The following is a 17,083-nucleotide window of genomic DNA, read 5'->3' as shown; positions in this document are numbered from 1 at the left end:
GGTAAATTGCGGAGAAGATCGCGATTCCCGGCGGCGTCCGCGCATCACCAGAGCACCGGGAACTCCTCGAACCCGCCAGTGATGATCTCCTTGCGCAACTTCAGTTCTTCGGGCGCCACCGCCAGGCGCAGCGCGGGAAAGCGCTGGAAGATCGAACCGAACACTACCTTGAGTTCCAGCCTGGCCAGCGCCGCGCCGATGCAGTTGTGCGGCCCGTAGGAGAACGCCAGGTGCGGGTTTTCCTCGCGTCCGATGTCGAAGATTTCCGGGTCGTCGAAATGGCGCGGATCGAACGACGTCGCCGGCAGACCGACAAGCACCTTGCTCTCCGCAGGAATATGCACGCCCGCGATGCTCACGTCGGTCCTCGGATAGCGCATGATGCCGTCCCAGCCCGCGCCCGGCGGGTACATGCGCAGGATTTCCTCCACCGCCTTGTCCACCAGGGATGGATCGCCGACCAAGCGTTCGCGCTGTTGCGGATGGCGGAACATGGCCAGCAGGCCGAATTCGATCTGCGCGACGGTGCTCTCGTGCCCCGCCACCAGCATGCCCGCCGCCAGGCCGATCGCCTCTTCCTCGGTCGCCTTGCCCTGGTCGACCGCCGCGAGCAGATCAGTCAGCAGGTTGTCGCCCGGATGCTGGCGCTTGTCCCGCATCTTGCCGCGAATGTAGGCGCGCAGTTCTTCCCAGGCTAGGCGCGACGCGCTGCGCGGGCCGCTTTCGTGCTGGTGCGTCATCACCTCGTCGGACAGCCCGGCGAAAAAGGCGTGATCCTCGTAGAGCACGCCCATCAGCGCGCAGATGACCATGGCCGGAAGCGGAAAGGCGAGGTGACGCCGCAGGTCGGCGGGCTGGGGCTGGGCCGCCAGCGTCTCGAACAACTCCGCGGCGAACGCCTCGACCTGCTGCGCGAGCAGCTTCAACCTGCGGTTGCTCAAGGCCGGCGCCACGATCGTGCGTAACCGGGCGTGCTCGCCCCCCTCGTGCGAGACCAGCCACCCCGGCGAACCGAGCATCACCGAATCCGGCGTGAATGCCTCCGGCGGCATTCCCGCGGGCCGGAACGCCGCGTCGGACAGCACCGCCTTGGCTTCGTCGTACCCTGTCACCCACCAGCCTTCTTGCCCGGACGGGAAGTGCACGCGGTGGATCGGACCGTTGGCGCGTAGCGCTAACATCTCGGGCGAGGGCTCGATGTGATCGACGCGCCACATCGGCAGCGCCGGCAAGGGTTGTTCGGACATGGTGGCACTTCACTCTCTAAGCGATGGAAGGGCGGAGGTGACCGGCAGGCGCTGCGGGCAGCCAATGACGTAAGACAGCATGTAGACGAAGTCCTCCGCGGCGGTAGCCCGCGTGTAACTGTCTAGGCATACCGCGCGGCGAGATGCAGAACTTTATCCTGCGCCTTCGAGTTCAGGATCAGGCGAGTGGTGGGCCTTTGAGTCGCAGCCGGCCATCAGGATTTCCCGCACAAGGGTCGACAAGGGCGGCGAGCCTGTTTGGTAGGGGGCGGTTTCGCCGAGGCGCCTTCCCATAGAATGCTATCTGACGCGGATTTGACATTTGCTTTTCTTTCTCCGTTCATCGATCGCGGTGTCATCCACGAAATGAAGGTCGGTCGGCGGCTCCCGAAGGAGCTTCAAAACTCGTGCCAATCTGGCCGACCCAGCATAAGCAAAAAAAATTGTGATTGCTTTTCAGTGGATTAGCCTGAGGCCAAAGAAGAGCTCGGCGAAATAGACCGGTGTCGCGGACCAACAAAGGCGACAGAACAGTGTCGGATAGTACGCCTCGGCGACCTTTTGGTCAGGCTTGCGACATTCTGGTCCAGTTTCGAACATAAGAGGGTTGCAAACAGGACACGCTTGGAGAATTCGATCCTCACGGAACCAGGGCGCTTGCCGAAGAGCGTGCGCTCATGGTTGCTGCCACAGGCGTGTGTTCGCAATAGCCGTGCCTGCGCACGCAAGAACACGCTAGCGGCATACGCTACGCAATCGCTGCAGTTCCCGCCGGTGCGAGGTAGTGCATCGGCTCGGCTGCGTTCGTCTTTGCCCAGCTGGGGCGGAAGCGCCGAACATCCGCACCATACAGCACCGTTGTTGAGTGTCGTGACTAGGCGGTTATAGCGCGCGCCCGATCTTGGCGAAGACACCGCCTCCGAGAAAAAGGGGGCGGTCCAAAAGCATGTCTAGTTGAAATGGCACGCCGCTTGCTGCTCCTGGTTAGAGCCCATCAAATCACGATGAAAGCGACTTGCGCCATGCCCGACACACGAAGCTCTAGACGGTGGCCTGAAGACACAGTGCCCGTTCCCGCTGAACATCGGTACATCGTCTGCTTCGGAAGTCCGTGCTCGGTAGCCCCTTTGCGCACGGCTGGTCCGATGCCGGCATGCCAACACATGGCGCTCGCGCAATTGCCGTTTACCGGTTGCGATCAGCATGTGAGTGCCCAAGAGCCCCATGAAAGAGCCCCCGAAGCCATGGTCGGCGGCTCACTGGCAAATATCGACGATACGCCGAACCAGCTCAGTAACCCGGGTCTCTTGCGTGAAGTCACATCTGAGGCCGCCACACGCTTCCGATACTGGCTACTTCGGGCCCGCTATCACTTTTTCCCGGGCACGAGCGCGAGTGATCGATGCCGCTTCCGGCGCCATAGCCGTGGAAAGATTGCCCAAGCGGCTCGACAGCCTCCACTCGCTCAGATCGATGGCGTTCGGGTGACGAAGACCAGCAGCCAAGACGTTCCCCTACATCGGGATGGAAAACCGAGGTTGCGAGCCGCGAGGGCCTCATTTTTCATGCCCGGCAGACGAGCCTTTGCTCGGTATTGCGCCAGCGTCTGCCGGACTCCAGCGCGCCAGTTTTTTCTTGAGGAGCAAGTTGATGACCGTTCAAAAGAAGGTTCCCTTCGTCACCTTTCTCACGCGTGTTCGCGATGAGTCAGTCCAGGGCCCAAATCCATATCGCTGGGAAGAAAAGACATCTGACGACTACTTTGCCGGCAAGCGCGTCATCCTGTTCTCGCTGCCTGGCGCCTTCACTCCGACCTGCTCGACCTACCAACTGCCCAATTTCGAAGACCTCTATGATGAGTTTGAGAAGGAGGGAATTGCCGCGATTTACTGCGTCTCCGTCAACGATGCCTTCGTCATGAATGCGTGGGGGAAGTCCTTGGGCTTGCAGAAGGTCGAGCTCATCCCCGATGGCTCAGGCGAGTTCACACGCAAGATGGGCATGCTGGTCGCCAAGGACAATCTCGGCTTCGGGATGCGCTCCTGGCGCTACGCCGCCCTGATAAACAATGGCGTGGTGGAGCAGTGGTTCGAGGAGGAAGGTTTCTCCGACAACTGCGAGGCCGACCCCTATGGCGTCTCATCGCCGCAAAACGTTCTCGAAACGCTGAAGGCCGCCGCATGACCTAGAAAACGTCTCCTCCCTGGTGCCATTACCCACCCCAAGAAGCTCCTCGACAGGATGTCGCGCTCACCATGCAATCCTCAGCAAGCCTACTTCAGCGCCAGAAGCAATCCATGGTCACATCGCCTCAACTCATTGAGTCGATTCGCTTGCTGCAACTGGCGCATACTGAACTGCATCAGTTCGTGGAGCAGGAAATCGAGAAGAACCCGCTCTTGGAATCTGCGTCAAACGATGACGGGTCTTTTGGCGACGTTTCGATTTCGGGAGCGGATCAGCCTATCGGCCCGCGTGCAAACGCCGTTGACGGACCGACCGGGGCCGGGTCACTCCGCAAGAAGACCAACAACGCGTCGGGTGATGGCCCTTCCCTCGACGAGTTTGCCACCCTCGCCGAAACATTGCACGACCATGTCGCTGGTCAGATCGCCCTCACCGCGTTCACACCAAAGGAGCGGCTGATCGCTGACCAGCTTGCCGCCGATCTGGATGACACTGGCTATCTTCAGACCAACCTTTTGGATCTTGCCGAGAGCCTGAGTGTCCAGGAGGCTGACGTTGAACGGGTTCTCGGAACCTTGCAGCACTTTGATCCACCGGGAATTTTTGCGCGAACTCTCGAAGAATGCCTCGAGCTCCAGTTGCGCCAGCGAGACCGGTTCGACCCGGCAATGGCAGCTTTGGTTGCCAATCTTAAAATGCTTGGGCGACGCGATTTCCAGGCACTGAAGCAGCATTGCGGTGTCGATGAAGACGACCTTCTCGACATGTACCATGAGATTCTTGCGCTCGATCCCAAGCCTGGAAACCGGTTCCAGTCCGGTCCGTTGGAATCCATCATACCAGACGTCTGGGTCATGCCCTCGCCGGAAGGCGGATGGAAGATCGAACTTGATCCGGCCACACTGCCCAAGGTGCTGATCAACCGAGCCTACTATGCCGAAGTCTCGCGTCACACCGTCCAAAATTCGAAAGATCAAGCATTTCTCAACGAATGCTTGGAGACAGCGAACTGGCTGATACGCAGCCTCGATCAGCGCGCCAACACGATTCTTAAGGTTGCGACTGAAATCGTGCGCCAGCAGGATGCCTTTTTGGAACATGGCGTCGCCCACCTGCGGCCTCTCAATCTCAGAACCGTCGCTGACGCGATCGGCGTGCACGAGTCGACGGTAAGCCGGGTGACCTCGAACAAGTACATGCTTACCCCGCGCGGAGTCTTTGAACTGAAGTATTTTTTCACCGTCGCGATCGCGTCCTGCCAAGGCGGCGATGCGCACTCCGCCGAAGCTGTCCGCCATCGGATCAAAGCGATGATTGCCGCAGAATCTCTCGGCGACGTGCTTTCCGACGATGACATCGCTGTCCGGCTGAAGGAAACCGGCATCGATGTTGCGCGCCGCACCGTCACAAAATATCGCGAAGCAATGAACATCCCCTCCTCCGTGCAACGCCGCCGCGAAATGCGCTTGTGTCTTTAATGTGGGTCAACGCAGCCAACCTCATGTTGCAGTGCATCCAAAGTGGAGACTTCGTTCATGACCCGATCCGCGGCAGGCGTCATGACGCTGTTCTGCACGACCCAGAAAAGCCCGACCCACCGTCTGATCCCGCATGGGGTGCGGTCATTTCGCTTTCCTTGGGCACCTTCGGGCTGGTGACGGCAGAGTTTCTGCCTGTCAGCCTCCTCACGCCCCTCGCGCATGATCTCGGTGTCACCGAGGGTGCGGCTGGACAGGCGATGACGGCGACCGCTATCGTCGGGGCGATCTCGGCGCCGACGGTTGCCATCATCACAAAGCGCCTGGACCGCAGGATCGTCATGTGGGCGATGACGCTGCTGCTGATCCTGTCGGACGTTGTGGCGGCCGGCGCGTGGTCGCTGGCGGCACTCCTGACGGCACGCGTCGTGCTCGGCATAGCGCTCGGAGGCTTCTGGTCCATGTCGGCAGCACTGGCGATGCGGCTCGTTCCAAGCCACCTCCTGCCGCGCGCCATATCGATCATCCTCACCGGCGTTTCCGTCGCTTCCGTTTGCGCAGCTCCAATCGGCGCTTATGTCGGCGATATCTGGGGATGGCGAAGCGCCTTCATGATCGCCGCAGTCGTCGGCGCCGCTACACTGCTGGTGCAACTCATAACCATTCCGAGGCTGCCTCCGGTTGGAGTGGCTAGCTTCCGCAGCCTGCTGGATGTGGCCAAGATTCCGATGATCAAGGTCGCGCTTTTGGTCGTCCTGCTGGTCGCTTCCGGCCACTTCGCCGGCTTCACCTATATCCGCGCCTTCCTCGAGAAGGTTCCCGCGCTGGATGTCAAGACGATCTCGCTTGTGTTGCTTGCTTTTGGCATCGGCGGATTCTTCGGCAATTTGGCCGGCGGGCTGCTGGCCGAGTACAGTCTCAAGGCAGTCGCGGCCCTTGCACCGCTGCTCATAGCGATAGCCGCTGTTTCGCTGCTGACGGCGGGAGCATCGGCCTCGGCCTCGGCGGTTGCGGTTGCCGCGTGGGGCTTTGCCTTCGGCGCAGTGCCGGTGGGATTGCAGACGTGGATGGTATGGCGCGCCGCTCCCGAGCAGGCCGAAAGCGCCGGTGTGCTGATGGTCGTAGCGTTCCAAGTGGCAATCGCAGCCGGCGCGATTTTCGGCGGACTATTGGTGGACAATGCCGGGATTACCAGTGCCATTGCCTACAGTGCTGTTGCCACGTTCCTCGCCGCCCTGACAGTGTTCCTGCTCGGCCCGAAGCGCGAGACCTAGATCGCCTGACAGAAGAGGCCTCAGCAGCGCAGCGGGACGAGAGATGCAATCGCATGCACGGCGCGGCGCGATCCTCCGCAGGATTACTTTGGCGGTTGCAGGCTTCGTTTTCGCTGAGCGTATAGGCCGACTGGATCGCCGCCGCGGCAGCCTGTTCCGTGTCGGCCTCCGATCTCGCATGGACCAGCGCCAGCGCCTCGCCGGCTTCACCTCCGGGCCATGGCGACCTTCGCCGCCAGACAGGCGAACCTCGCCGGCACCGGTTTCCATTTGGCGACGATGAGCGCTGCCAGCGCGATGGAATCCTTGCTGGCGGTCATATCCTTCACGAAGCCGGCATTCTGGGCGAGCGACAGCTACGCGCCGGCCATGCCCGTCCGAACGCCGGTGAAGATGCCGCACGATAGCGCAGCCAGGTCACCGAAATGCCAGTGGTCTCAACGGCGGCCGGATTTTCGCCGACCGCGCGAAGTCCTAGGCCGAGCGGGTGCTAAACAGCACCAACCAGGTAGATGGCACCATCAGGGACGCGACATAGACCAGCAGCGAATGGCCCGTAGATCAGCTCGGGATAGACTGGCCCGAGCACCGGCACGCCGCGCACCGCTTCGGCGCTAGGCACAACGATCGAATCGCGAGTCTTCAGAGAGCGACGGCGCGCGCCCTGCTGGAACCAGGCCTGGCGAGAATGATGGTGGAGCCGGCAGCAATGAAATTGATGGCGACGCCGAAGACAATCTGGCCGCCGCGATGGGTGATCCAGGCGAAACCGTGCACCAGCGCGAAAAATCCACGGCGGTGGCTACGGCGGCGCCCAGGCCGAGCCTGTAACCGCGGCCGCCGAGGCGCCGCAAAGGCGCCGGCCAGCATCTTGCCCTCGATCCCGGTGTCGAAGACGCCGGCCCGCTCCGAATAGAGCCGGGCCAGGCAGGCGAGCAGCAACGGCCCGGAGAACACCAGTTGCTCGGCGGCGATGGTGCGGGTCGGGTCCTGCACCGCCATGATGACGGCGTCCGCCGAAGCGAGCATCGCGAGCAATCGGACAGCAGGCACAGCATTCAAATCCTCGAAGGCGTCCGTCGACATTAGACAAGAGACATATGGCGCGGCGCGAGCGCTGGGGCTGTACGACTGACGAAAGCGGCTCTCAATCCGAGGCGATGCCGTTCTTGATCCGTGTGAGGCGGCTTTCGCCTTCCTCCGGGCCGAAGCAGTTTTCGAAGTCATTGCATTCCCGGCAACTGGGCGCGCTGCACAGCGAAAAACCTTCGACCTCGCAGAGCTTGCGGTAAAAGTATTTCTTCCATTTCATGTTTTGGGTGTTGCCGGCCGCCAGCGTCGGAAAATGCGAGGCGAGCAGGCGGCCGAGGTCGGTTCGATTAAAAAGGCCAAGGTCCTGCCAGAGATGGTCATTGCGCATGGCACGCCGGGCGATGATCTTGGCGAAGCGAGCGCTCGCCGGGTCGCCCGGCCGGGCATGCGCCAGCAGCAGTCCGCGCAGAAGTTCTTCCTCCAGGTCCGGCTCGGGCTCGCTCACCTCTTCCAAGGCAAACGCGGTGATAGGAATAGCAGGGAAACAGCGGGCCAGGACATCGCGCAGCTCGGCGCGCGAAAGGCCGGTTGCCTGCGTCGCCGTCGCCTCGCCGGCCTCGATCTCCTCGAGCGCACGTGAAAGCACACAGGCAAGCACATGCTGGTCGAACCTCCTCTCCAGCTCGATCTGCGGCCATCGGCCGGTGCTGAGCCGGGCATAGTGTTGGGCAAATATGGTGCCGTTCTCCTGGTTTGTCCTATCAAGTCATGCAGCGACCCGGCCGGCCGCAACATGGGTTGGGCAGTTCTTCGGGTAGAGGCAGTCGCGGATCGTCTCGCGGTCGAGTAGTGCGGTAATTTTCGTCTGGTCCATCGGCTCTGTCTGTGATTGGAAGAGGTGTGTCGCGAACCCCCGCCGTGCCGTTTGCGCCTCATGGGGAACACCTCGGCGCCGGAAGTGCCCCCGCGGAGTTGGACGTGGACCGTGCTGGCACAGAGGTCGCGTGCCGTCCTTTCCAGTGCGGCCACATGGTCGACCCCATTCAAGCCCGCCAGACTCTCGGTTGAATGACGTCTGATTCAAAGCGTCAGCGGGTGAGTTCCAGCGCACGTTCAGGACAGCATCGCGCGCCTCGCGATGCAGGCAGCTCCTCCCCTTCCGCAACTTCAATGTCACCAGGCAGGATATAACCCTCGTCATCAAGCTTGAAGATGTCCGGCGCTTGCGCCGCGCATCGCGCGTGACCCTGGCATTTGGCATTTTGGACGATGATGCGCATGGCGCTGCCTCCATTCTCTGTGCCCCGGCTTGGGGCGGGGCCTAGGACCAGTCCAGGATCAAATTTTCGATCCCGAATACATGGCCGCCAGAGGTTATGGGTGCCGTACCCTGCTTGATCCTGAAAGCCGGGATGCGCGCCAGCCACTCCTCCAGGCCAACGACAATCTCCCGCCGGGCAAGGTGTGAGCCAAGGCAACGGTGGGGACCATAGCCAAAGGCGGCGTGGCGGTTGTCCTCCCGCTCCAAATCGATCGTGTTGGGGCATTCGAATTCCGCCGGGTCACGATTGGCAATCATCGTGGCGCAGGAAACATAGTCCCCCTTCCGGATCGGCGCGCCTTCGAAGTCGATATCTTTCGTTGCCACGCGGATCAACTGAACGGTCGGATAGACGCGCAGCAATTCTTCGGCCGCGAGCACGATCCGGTCCGGTTCGCTCCGAAGCAATTGCTGATCTTTGAGGTTGCGCGCGAGATAGGCCAAGTCAAAGCCTATAGCTGCTGCGACCGTGTCGAGCCCAGCGACGAAGACAAGCACGCCGATGCCGCGGACTTGGGTGTCCGTCAGCCGGCGGCCCTCGACCTGTGCCTGCACGATAAAGGTCATGAAATCGTCAACCGCCTCCTCGCGCCGCATGGCTGCAAGTTCGTCGATGAATGCCACGATCGTCCGGGCCGCCGCCGGGCGTTTCACATCGTCACCGTGAAGCAGATCTTTCCCCCAGCCGACAAATGTGTCGAGTCGGTCATCCGGCAGCCCCAGAAAGCGAAGGAAGATGCTCACCGCGAAAGGAAATGCAAAATCCTTTATGACGTCGCAGCTTGTGCCCGACGCGGCGATCCTTTCGATCAGCTCGACCGCCCGTTCGCGGACAGCCGGTTCCAAAGCCATCACCCGCTTTGGCGAAAGCAGCGGATTGAGTAGTGAGCGAAAAACGCCATGGGCAGGCGGATCCAGTTCAAGCGGGATCATCGGCCAGTTTTCGCCAAGCGCGGACGCGAAGATGCTGCGATGGCTCGAAAACGTTTCGGCGTCCTGCAGCACCCGGCGCTGATCACTGGCGCGAGTGATGACCCAGGTACCCCGCCCATCGCGCGTGTTGCAGGGCGAATAGAAGATCGGCGGCCCGGCATGTACGCAAGCGACGGCTGCTTGCGGATCCCCGTTGGGCGTCGGTGACATCCCTGGTGACGTAAACAGGCTGAAGTCCCTCACCATTTCGGGCGGGACATGATCTGGAACGGGGTTGGTCGCCATTTTGCTTTCTCTACATTGGCGTTCATGGCTCGATTGAGATTGCACCGCTGTTCATAAAGTCGATTTCCAGCATGGGTACATCTCTTGTCGGGCGCCTTCTAGATTCTGTCGCCCGATACAGTCCACCTGCACCAGCGCGGATGAGATCGGTTGCGAATTCAATCAGAAGGGGCATCTCCGCCGCGCTGCGGTCATGAAGCAAAGCCGCTGCTTATCCCCGTTAGGGTTGAGAGGCTGGTCAATCGCTCAGCTCCGTGACGCACTGCTGATGCCCTGCTGATGCCCTGCTGATCAAATTGTCAAAGCAAGTCGCGTGCCGGATAGGCGTACCCATGGCGCTGCACCAAGCGATGCCAGCCTGCACTGGGCCCGCCGCCGCTAAGTTGATGATCAGCTGTCCATCATTCTTGCGACAACGTCCGACAACCGACATCCACGGTTGGTTTTGTCGAGGCCGCGACATCGGGCTGTTCGACCTTGCTGCTGCACTGCCTTCCGGTCGACGAGCGAGGAGATCGCTCGCACGGCCCGGACTGAGCAACGACGCGATCCAGCGCAAGGATCGGGTGCGGTCCGACAAGACCCGGCGGCGCTTGCGCGCGATGATCGAAATTATCAACAAGGTCGAGCCGCGCTTCGGTTCGGCACTGATGGCGTATGCGTTATATCGCTCGGAGCCGCTGCAAGGATTTCCGGCTAGACGGTGATGCACTCGTGCGCAGCGGTCCGGCCGACGACGAGCTTGACTGTATCGCTGCGGTCAATTCCGGCGTGCACCCTGACCGCCGTATGCGCTACGACGGCAAGCTCTATCGCACATGGACCTATTATTTCCTCGCGAGCCGCTGTCGGAACGTGGTGCCGAGTCCTATGGCGGCCGGTTCAATCCGAGGGCCTGTCGGCTCTACCCATCCCTGTCGGTCGGACCGGGAACGCGTGGCAGACTCTCGGCCAGAAACCGCCAGTCGCTGCGCTCGCGTTCGCCTTCCTTGCGCGTGCCGAAGAACTGGATGATCATCTTGCCGTCGGCGCCATAGGCTTCAATGGACGTGACGTGACCGTCCCTCGTCGGCTTGCGCACGGCCCAGACCTCGCGGATGTGATGGGTCCTAAGATGCAGATGGAAGGTCTCGTCGAGCACATTGATCCGCGGCCCGATCTGCTTGACCGACTTGATCGGGCCGGAATGGATCTGGATGCAACCATGATTGCCGACAAAGCACATGATCGGCATCTCGTCTTCGGCCGCCTGTTGGAACAGGGCGCCAACGGCATCATTGTCGAGCAGCCAGGCGTAATCCTCGTCGGCCATACGCATCGCCTGGCAGCGGCTGAGCTTCAGTGCCTTCAACATATGGTAGAACTGATGCACGTCGCTCAGCCGGCTCCAGTGCTCGCGTAGGTCGTCGACCGTGGCGGCTTGGTCTGGACTCACTGCGTTATCGCGCGCCCCGCTCGCCTCGACCGATATGATCGGCTCCTGGTCGGAGGATGCGAGCTCTGCCGCCAGATTCTGATAGGCCTGCAGGTTCGAGGCGGGCCTGAGATGTACTTTGTGCATCGCCTCGCCGGTGGCATCAAAGAATTGCAGGCTGCGGCGGATCTCGGCTCCCTCGCGCTTCTCGACGGCGAAGCCATACGCCCACGCTTTCGGGAAGATGCGCAGGTCGATCTCGTCGCCGAGCACCATGGCATGCGGGTTGCCGGTGACCACTTTGTCGTAGACGCCGATCTTTTGGTGCACGGCACTTTGGTTGCGGGTGACCGCCATCACCTCGCCGACCGCTTCGAGGCCGGTCAGCAGATCATCGACGCGCGGCTCGATGCGCACCGCGCCGTGACCACAATGCGCTGCGACCAATTCGGCTTCCGAAATGCCCAATCGAGCGACGAGATCATGCTCCCGGATTTTCGGATTGTCTTCGCACGCCCGCCGGATTTCGTCCGGCGACGGTTTCTCGCGCTGGTCCATGTCTTACCCCTGCTTCCACCTACGTGTGAGGATCAGCTGCCCTGCCGGTGAATCTTCAGCCGATAGGGCGCGCCGTAATGCTCGACCCTGATCTGCTGCTGGCCCGTGAACAAAGTGTCGCTGGACAGCGTGCGCACGTCGTCGCACCCGCGCGAAAACCGGGGGTGCTATCGGAGCGGCGAGACCCGAGTGACACGTGCAGGCACATGCCGATGGAATCTCATCGAGCCGGTCGGTGGCCACCGGGCGGTGGTGAGCGATTGTGGGTGTTGTCGCAATCGGCCAATCGGTCATTCGGATGCCACGGGCGGCGCTGCTTCGCCAAACAAAGCGTGTCTGACCCAGTCCTGACATGTTGCTCCCTTGCTTTGCCGCATCGATCGCGAGGGCACCCACGACACGATTGTGGATCGGCAGTCTCTTGCCGCCTCGCCAGTGGAGCTTCAAAAACTGTGCCAATTGCGCCGAAGCAAGCTCAGAAGGAGTCTTCTGTAATGGTCATTGGTTTAATGTGAGTTCAGCCAACAACTCAGGCCCAACATCCCGCGTGGCGGACCCGACAAACCCGACAGTACGTGTCGGTTGGCCGACACCTTCGCAGCAATGGACTCACAAGAACCACCGCAGGGTCAGAGATGCCGCGCTGTATTGAAACATTTTTTCGCTTTGGCACGGTGCATGCAACGTGATGCGCAAGCAGGTCCCGGACTGAGGAGAATGGAGCCATGATTACGCTCACCGACAACGCTGTTGCCGCCATCAAGACTGCTCTTTCCCGCGCCAGCGAGCCGGCGGAAGGCTTTCGCATCATGGTCCAGGCCGGCGGCTGCGCCGGCTTCAAATACTTAATGGGCCTGGAGAGCGTGTCGCGCGAGGGCGACGCGATCACCGAGACAGATGGGATCAAGCTGTTCGTGGACGCGGGCTCCCAACCGCATGTCGCCGGCATGACCGTCGACTTCCTCACCGGGCTCGAATCTTCCGGCTTTGTCTTCGATAACCCCAACGCGCGCAAGAAGTGCGGCTGCGGCAAGTCCTTCAGTTGATCGCCCGAAGCGCCTGTGCGGGTCCATGAAGCGATTGCCGCCGACGGACTCATTTGCGGCAGAGGAGGCTTATATGGCCGGCACAACAGATGTCCCTGTCCTCAAGAACAAGGCAAGGTCGAAGCCGATCTTGGGACCGGCAATCGCTTCAGGTAGGATGCAAAGAACGTCGCCTCCCGAAACAGTTCGGTTCCTGGTGGCACCCAAGCTGCTGGCGGCCAAATCGCGCCGCTGCGCCAAATTCGGCTTATCGATAACGTTGTCGTGTTCGGGCGTCCTTACCTGCGGGCTGACGGCGGCGACTGCGGACTTGGCCATGCCGACGCCGATCCGGTCTACGTCAAACTCTCGGGCGTCCGCGCCGGCCGCCAGTTCGGGCCCATCATCATCAACGGCATACGCCAGAGGCTCAATGAGCCGGTCGCGCGCTCGCGTCATTCCGGTCAACTGAGGATCGCACATGAAACCTGTCTACCTCGACAACAACGCAACCACACGGGTCGATCCTGAGGTCGTGCAAGCGATGTTGCCGTTCTTTAGGGATCAATTCGGCAACCCTTCGTCGGCGCACGCTCTTGGCGCCTCAGTCAGTGCGGCGGTGAGAAAGGCGCGGAGGCAGTTGCAAGCTCTGATCGGGGCGGAGTTCGACGATGAGATCACCTTCACCTCGGGTGGGACAGAAAGCGACAATGCAGCGCTTCTTTCGGCGCTCGAGGCGGCGCCCAACCGAACCGAGATCGTTACGTCCGCGGTCGAGCATCCCGCCGTGCTGACGCTCTGCGCGCATCTTGAGAAGACCCGCCGCGTCAAGGTGCACAGGATCCCGGTGGATTGCCGTGGCCGGCTCGACCTCGACGCCTATATGGCCGTCCTCACCCCACAGGTGGCAATCGTCTCGATAATGTGGGCGAACAATGAGACTGGTGTGATCTTCCCCGTCGCCAGGCTTGCCGAGTTGGCCAAGGAAGTGGGCGCCCTTTTCCATACCGATGCTGTGCAGGCGGTCGGCAAGCTTCCGATGGACCTGAAGTCGACCGCAATCGACATGCTGTCGCTCTCCGGCCACAAGCTGCACGGGCCGAAAGGGATCGGCGCGCTTTTCGTAAAACGTGGCGTCAATTTCCACTCGCTGATCAAGGGGGGCCACCAAGAACACAACCGGCGTGCTGGCACCGAGAATACGCCCGGCATAGTCGGGCTCGGCATGGCGGCCGAACTCGCCTTGAAATTCATGGACGACGAGACCACACGGGTAAAGTCGCTCCGCGACCGTTTAGAGGACGGGATTCTCCAGCGCATCCCAAGCACCTGTGTCACTGGAGATCCCCTGGAACGGTTGCCCAACACCGCAAACATCTCCTTCGAACATATCGAAAGTGATGGAATTCCACTCCTCCTCAGCCGCGTGGGCATCGCGTGTTCCTCCGGCTCTGCCTGCACCTCCGGCTCTCTGGAACCGAGCCATGTCCTGAGCGCGATGAAAACGCCACACGCGGCAGTCCGCTTCTCCTTGGCGCGGGACAACGGCGAAGCGGACGTCGACCGGGTGCTCGAGGTCATGCCGGCAATCGTGGAGAAGCTGCGTGGCTTTCCCAGTTCTGGGCCGGGTAAGCGAAGCTCCGAAGACGTTCAATCCGGTCTATGCCTGAGCGGCAGCAGAACCGGCTACCGTTCATGACCCGTCATGTCTTTCTCAACGATACGACCTTGCGCGATGGCGAGCAGGCGCCCGGCGTCGCCTTTACCACGACGGAAAAGCTGGAGATCGCCGAGTCTCTTGCGGCGGCCGGCGTCACAGAGATCGAGATCGGCACGCCGGTCATGGGCGCCGACGAGATCGAAACAATTCGCGCCGTGGTCGCGCGGTGTCTCCCGGTTCGGCTCATGGCCTGGTGCCGGATGACGTCGCTGGATCTCGATGCAGCGATCGAGAGCGGCGTCCACGCCGTCAGTCTATCGCTGCCTGCGTCGGACATCCAACTTGCCGCCGAGCTCGGCCTCGATAAGGCGGGAGCGCTCCAGGTCATCGAACATATGGTCAGGCGCGCAGCCGCCGCCGGCTTCTTCGTCGCGGTGGGCTGCGAGGATGCCTCGCGGGCCAATCGGGATCATCTCGCCCGCGTCATCGAGACGGCTGCACGCGCCGGCGCAAGCCGCGTCAGGCTAGCCGACACAGTCGGCGTTCTCGATGCGTTTTCGACCTTCGAACTTGTCGCCCAGCTCGTGGCGCAGTCTCCAATCGACCTTGAACTTCATGCCCACAACGATCTCGGACTTGCTGCCGCCAACACGCTGGCCGCGATCCGCGCAGGCGCGCGCCATGGCTCCGTCACCGTCCTGGGGCTCGGCGAGCGTGCGGGCAATGCCGCGCTGGAAGAGGTGGCCGCCGCGATGGCGGTCCTCGACCGCGCGGATACCGGCATTGAGCTGACCGCATTGCCCGACCTCGCTGCCCAGGTGGCTTGGGCCGCCCGCCGGCAGACCGCGGCCACTAAGCCGGTCGTCGGCGCCGATGTTTTCACGCACGAATCCGGCATTCACGTCGCAGGGCTGCTGAAGGACTCGCGTACTTATCAGGGGCTCGATCCGGCTCTCGTGGGCCGCTGCCGGCGTATGGTCATCGGCAAGCATTCCGGCGCCACTGCGATTGCCCATGTGCTGAGCGAAAGCGGCCGCGATCTCGACCCGGATCTAGCAGCCGCGATGGTGGCCCGCGTCCGGCGCGAGGCGGCCGAGACCAAATCGACCGTCACTGCAACTCAACTGGTCGAGCTCTACGATGGAATGTGCAGCGAGGCATCCCTCGCGGAGCTGTGCGGGTCCAGGTCAGCCGTGCGCGAGCGCACCGACACCACAGTTTTCCGACCAGGGAGAATGCAATGAATTGTTCCGCTGACAGCCGCCCCATCGATGTCACCGACATCCTCGCACGACTGAAGCGCCTGTCGGCTGCGGAGGAGTTCTTCGCAGTCCTTGGCGTCTCCTATGATCCGAAGGTGCTGAATGTCTCGCGGCTCCATATCATGAAGCGCGTGGGCCAATACCTTGCCGAAGAAGATTTCTCCGGTCTGCCCGACAAGGTGATTGCCGCGCGGGTGCGCGCGACGCTCGAACGCGCTTACGAGGACTTCGTGATTTCCTCGCCACTCACGCATCGGGTCTTCAAGGTGCTCAAAGACCACGATCCGAACAAACCTGCCACGCCGGGCCGCACCTTTGTCCCGTTCGACTCCGTACTGAAGCGGTTCGGACAGGAATGACCGCGACACGGGTTGCGACGCGACAATGTCGAGAAGCCGACAAATCCGGTCATCACCACGGCGCCCTCAGAAGCAACCAACCGAAGTTCTAGGAATAGGGGCACGCAAAACAGTTGGCACGAATGATGCGCACCAAGGAGACAACCGCCAAGCCCGCATCCGGACAGGAGCCTAGAGAAACCGCCAATGCACATCGTAATCTGCATCAAGCAGGTGCCGGACTCGGCACAGATAAGGGTCCATCCGGTGACGAACACGATCATGCGCCAGGGTGTTCCGACTATCATCAACCCTTACGACCTGTTCGCCCTCGAAGAAGCCCTCAGACTGCGCGACGCCTACGGTGGCGAAGTCACCGTGCTCACTATGGGTCCGCCCATGGCAGAGGACGCGCTGCGCAAGGCGCTCGGTTACGGCGCCGACCGAGCGGTGCTCTTGACCGACCGCTATTTTGCCGGCTCCGACACGCTGGCGACCTCGTTCGCCCTTTCCCAGGCAATCGCGAAGGTTGGCGAGACGTTCGGCACGCCAGACCTCGTCTTCACCGGCAAGCAGACGATCGATGGCGACACCGCCCAGGTCGGGCCCGGCATCGCCAAGCGCCTCGCACTCCTGCAACTGACCTATGTCGCGAAGATCGCCTCTATTGACCTTGCTGCACGCGAGATCAAGGTCGAGCGCCGCTCCGAAGGCGGCACACAGATGCTGAAGAGCAGGCTCCCTTGCCTCATCACCATGCTGGAAGGCACAAACGAGATCCGCCGGGGCTCGATCCAGGACGCCCTGTGCGCCGCGCGCAGCCAGGTCTTGAAATGGAGTGCGGCCGACGCCGGCATTGAGGATCTCACCAAATGCGGCCTGCGCGGTTCACCGACGGTCGTCAAGCGCGTTTTCGCCCCTCCTGCGCGGGCGGAAAAGGCGGCAAAAATCGACACCGCCGAGATGGCTTTGCGCGATGTCGCTGACGAACTCATCACGGCAATCTTCACCCGCCAGCCGGCATTGGAACATGAGCTCGCCTTCAACGGCGGCGCGTGAGAGGGCAAGG

15 protein-coding genes and 3 pseudogenes are annotated in these 17,083 nt (G+C 61.8%); 9 read left to right on the top strand and 9 right to left on the bottom strand.

Features of this window, described 5'->3' with window-relative positions; genetic code table 11:
- Window positions 1-44: 44 nt before the first annotated feature.
- On the bottom strand, window positions 45-1,247 hold the full coding sequence (locus tag NKI50_RS05210) for a cytochrome P450 (RefSeq protein ID WP_352715631.1): 1,203 nt from the start codon (window positions 1,245-1,247) through the stop codon (window positions 45-47).
- A gap of 131 nt (window positions 1,248-1,378) precedes the next feature.
- Window positions 1,379-1,569, bottom strand: a pseudogene (gene nifH, locus NKI50_RS05205) (nitrogenase reductase); the annotation flags it as partial.
- Between the two features lie 1,328 nt (window positions 1,570-2,897).
- On the opposite strand from nifH, the gene NKI50_RS05200 reads away from it, so the two are divergent.
- The 3 genes from NKI50_RS05200 to NKI50_RS05190 all read left to right on the top strand — a co-directional run bounded on the left by NKI50_RS05200 (window position 2,898) and on the right by NKI50_RS05190 (window position 6,186).
- Window positions 2,898-3,431, top strand: a complete 534-nt coding sequence (locus NKI50_RS05200; protein ID WP_352483748.1) for a peroxiredoxin — start codon at window positions 2,898-2,900, stop codon at window positions 3,429-3,431.
- Window positions 3,432-3,502: 71 nt separating this feature from the next.
- On the top strand, window positions 3,503-4,912 hold the full coding sequence (rpoN, locus tag NKI50_RS05195) for an RNA polymerase factor sigma-54 (protein ID WP_352483749.1): 1,410 nt from the start codon (window positions 3,503-3,505) through the stop codon (window positions 4,910-4,912).
- A gap of 23 nt (window positions 4,913-4,935) precedes the next feature.
- A complete protein-coding gene (locus NKI50_RS05190) occupies window positions 4,936-6,186 on the top strand; it encodes an MFS transporter (protein WP_352705442.1) in 1,251 nt (416 codons plus the stop codon).
- A 236-nt stretch (window positions 6,187-6,422) separates the two neighbouring features.
- Here the strand turns inward: NKI50_RS05190 and NKI50_RS05185 are convergent.
- The 4 genes and pseudogenes from NKI50_RS05185 to NKI50_RS05170 all read right to left on the bottom strand — a co-directional run.
- Window positions 6,423-7,188 (bottom strand): annotated as a pseudogene (locus tag NKI50_RS05185) (ABC transporter permease); the annotation flags it as partial.
- A 145-nt stretch (window positions 7,189-7,333) separates the two neighbouring features.
- Window positions 7,334-7,954, bottom strand: a complete 621-nt coding sequence (locus tag NKI50_RS05180; protein ID WP_352705471.1) for a nitrogen fixation protein NifQ — start codon at window positions 7,952-7,954, stop codon at window positions 7,334-7,336.
- A gap of 352 nt (window positions 7,955-8,306) precedes the next feature.
- On the bottom strand, window positions 8,307-8,498 hold the full coding sequence (locus tag NKI50_RS05175; protein WP_352705440.1) for a ferredoxin: 192 nt from the start codon (window positions 8,496-8,498) through the stop codon (window positions 8,307-8,309).
- Between the two features lie 41 nt (window positions 8,499-8,539).
- Window positions 8,540-9,757: a cytochrome P450 gene (locus NKI50_RS05170; RefSeq protein WP_352715628.1), complete on the bottom strand. Its 1,218-nt coding sequence runs from the start codon at window positions 9,755-9,757 to the stop codon at window positions 8,540-8,542.
- 439 nt (window positions 9,758-10,196) lie between these two features.
- On the opposite strand from NKI50_RS05170, the pseudogene NKI50_RS05165 reads away from it, so the two are divergent.
- Window positions 10,197-10,534: pseudogene (locus tag NKI50_RS05165) on the top strand (hypothetical protein); the annotation flags it as partial.
- A 127-nt stretch (window positions 10,535-10,661) separates the two neighbouring features.
- On the opposite strand, the gene NKI50_RS05160 reads toward NKI50_RS05165, so the two are convergent.
- Both NKI50_RS05160 and hemP read right to left on the bottom strand, forming a co-directional pair.
- A complete protein-coding gene (locus NKI50_RS05160; protein WP_352715626.1) occupies window positions 10,662-11,729 on the bottom strand; it encodes a hemin-degrading factor in 1,068 nt (355 codons plus the stop codon).
- A 32-nt stretch (window positions 11,730-11,761) separates the two neighbouring features.
- Window positions 11,762-11,866 carry a hemin uptake protein HemP gene (gene hemP, locus NKI50_RS05155; protein WP_023678236.1) on the bottom strand — a complete coding sequence of 35 codons (105 nt, stop codon included), beginning with the start codon at window positions 11,864-11,866 and terminating at the stop codon, window positions 11,762-11,764.
- 588 nt (window positions 11,867-12,454) lie between these two features.
- Between hemP and NKI50_RS05150 the strand changes: the two genes are divergently transcribed.
- Window positions 12,455-12,775 carry a HesB/IscA family protein gene (locus NKI50_RS05150; RefSeq protein WP_352715624.1) on the top strand — a complete coding sequence of 107 codons (321 nt, stop codon included), beginning with the start codon at window positions 12,455-12,457 and terminating at the stop codon, window positions 12,773-12,775.
- A 69-nt stretch (window positions 12,776-12,844) separates the two neighbouring features.
- On the opposite strand, the gene NKI50_RS05145 is transcribed toward NKI50_RS05150, so the two are convergent.
- Window positions 12,845-13,237, bottom strand: coding sequence for a hypothetical protein (locus NKI50_RS05145; RefSeq protein WP_352705436.1), 393 nt, complete (start codon window positions 13,235-13,237; stop codon window positions 12,845-12,847).
- Here NKI50_RS05145 and nifS point away from each other — a divergent pair.
- The 4 genes from nifS (at window position 13,236) to NKI50_RS05125 (ending at window position 17,073) form a co-directional block, all read left to right on the top strand.
- Window positions 13,236-14,453, top strand: a complete 1,218-nt coding sequence (nifS, locus tag NKI50_RS05140; protein ID WP_352705434.1) for a cysteine desulfurase NifS — start codon at window positions 13,236-13,238, stop codon at window positions 14,451-14,453. The genes NKI50_RS05145 and nifS overlap by 2 nt on opposite strands.
- Window positions 14,450-15,658 (top strand): homocitrate synthase, encoded by a 1,209-nt coding sequence (nifV, locus tag NKI50_RS05135; protein ID WP_352715621.1) that lies wholly within the window; start codon window positions 14,450-14,452, stop codon window positions 15,656-15,658. The genes nifS and nifV overlap by 4 nt, the downstream gene beginning before the upstream one ends.
- Complete coding sequence (gene nifW / locus NKI50_RS05130; protein WP_352715618.1) at window positions 15,655-16,035, top strand: nitrogenase stabilizing/protective protein NifW; 381 nt, start codon at window positions 15,655-15,657, stop codon at window positions 16,033-16,035. Before nifV ends, nifW begins: the two co-directional genes overlap by 4 nt.
- 186 nt (window positions 16,036-16,221) lie before the next feature.
- Window positions 16,222-17,073 carry an electron transfer flavoprotein subunit beta/FixA family protein gene (locus NKI50_RS05125; protein WP_352705428.1) on the top strand — a complete coding sequence of 284 codons (852 nt, stop codon included), beginning with the start codon at window positions 16,222-16,224 and terminating at the stop codon, window positions 17,071-17,073.
- Window positions 17,074-17,083: the final 10 nt, after the last annotated feature.

The organism is Mesorhizobium sp. M0563 (assembly GCF_040321065.1).
Lineage (GTDB): Bacteria > Pseudomonadota > Alphaproteobacteria > Rhizobiales > Rhizobiaceae > Mesorhizobium.
This window is presented reverse-complemented; position numbering and strand designations above follow the sequence as displayed.

What these genes read in the sequence shown, in the direction of transcription:
- NKI50_RS05210 (WP_352715631.1), bottom strand. Translation starts at nt 1,247, where the DNA reads ATGTCCGAACAACCCTTGCCGGCGCTGCCGATGTGGCGCGTCGATCAC.
- NKI50_RS05200 (WP_352483748.1), top strand. Translation starts at nt 2,898, where the DNA reads ATGACCGTTCAAAAGAAGGTTCCCTTCGTCACCTTTCTCACGCGTGTT.
- rpoN (WP_352483749.1), top strand. Translation starts at nt 3,503, where the DNA reads ATGCAATCCTCAGCAAGCCTACTTCAGCGCCAGAAGCAATCCATGGTC.
- NKI50_RS05190 (WP_352705442.1), top strand. Translation starts at nt 4,936, where the DNA reads ATGTTGCAGTGCATCCAAAGTGGAGACTTCGTTCATGACCCGATCCGC.
- NKI50_RS05175 (WP_352705440.1), bottom strand. Translation starts at nt 8,498, where the DNA reads ATGCGCATCATCGTCCAAAATGCCAAATGCCAGGGTCACGCGCGATGC.
- NKI50_RS05170 (WP_352715628.1), bottom strand. Translation starts at nt 9,757, where the DNA reads ATGGCGACCAACCCCGTTCCAGATCATGTCCCGCCCGAAATGGTGAGG.
- NKI50_RS05160 (WP_352715626.1), bottom strand. Translation starts at nt 11,729, where the DNA reads ATGGACCAGCGCGAGAAACCGTCGCCGGACGAAATCCGGCGGGCGTGC.
- NKI50_RS05150 (WP_352715624.1), top strand. Translation starts at nt 12,455, where the DNA reads ATGATTACGCTCACCGACAACGCTGTTGCCGCCATCAAGACTGCTCTT.
- nifS (WP_352705434.1), top strand. Translation starts at nt 13,236, where the DNA reads ATGAAACCTGTCTACCTCGACAACAACGCAACCACACGGGTCGATCCT.
- NKI50_RS05145 (WP_352705436.1), bottom strand. Translation starts at nt 13,237, where the DNA reads ATGTGCGATCCTCAGTTGACCGGAATGACGCGAGCGCGCGACCGGCTC.
- nifV (WP_352715621.1), top strand. Translation starts at nt 14,450, where the DNA reads ATGACCCGTCATGTCTTTCTCAACGATACGACCTTGCGCGATGGCGAG.
- nifW (WP_352715618.1), top strand. Translation starts at nt 15,655, where the DNA reads ATGAATTGTTCCGCTGACAGCCGCCCCATCGATGTCACCGACATCCTC.
- NKI50_RS05125 (WP_352705428.1), top strand. Translation starts at nt 16,222, where the DNA reads ATGCACATCGTAATCTGCATCAAGCAGGTGCCGGACTCGGCACAGATA.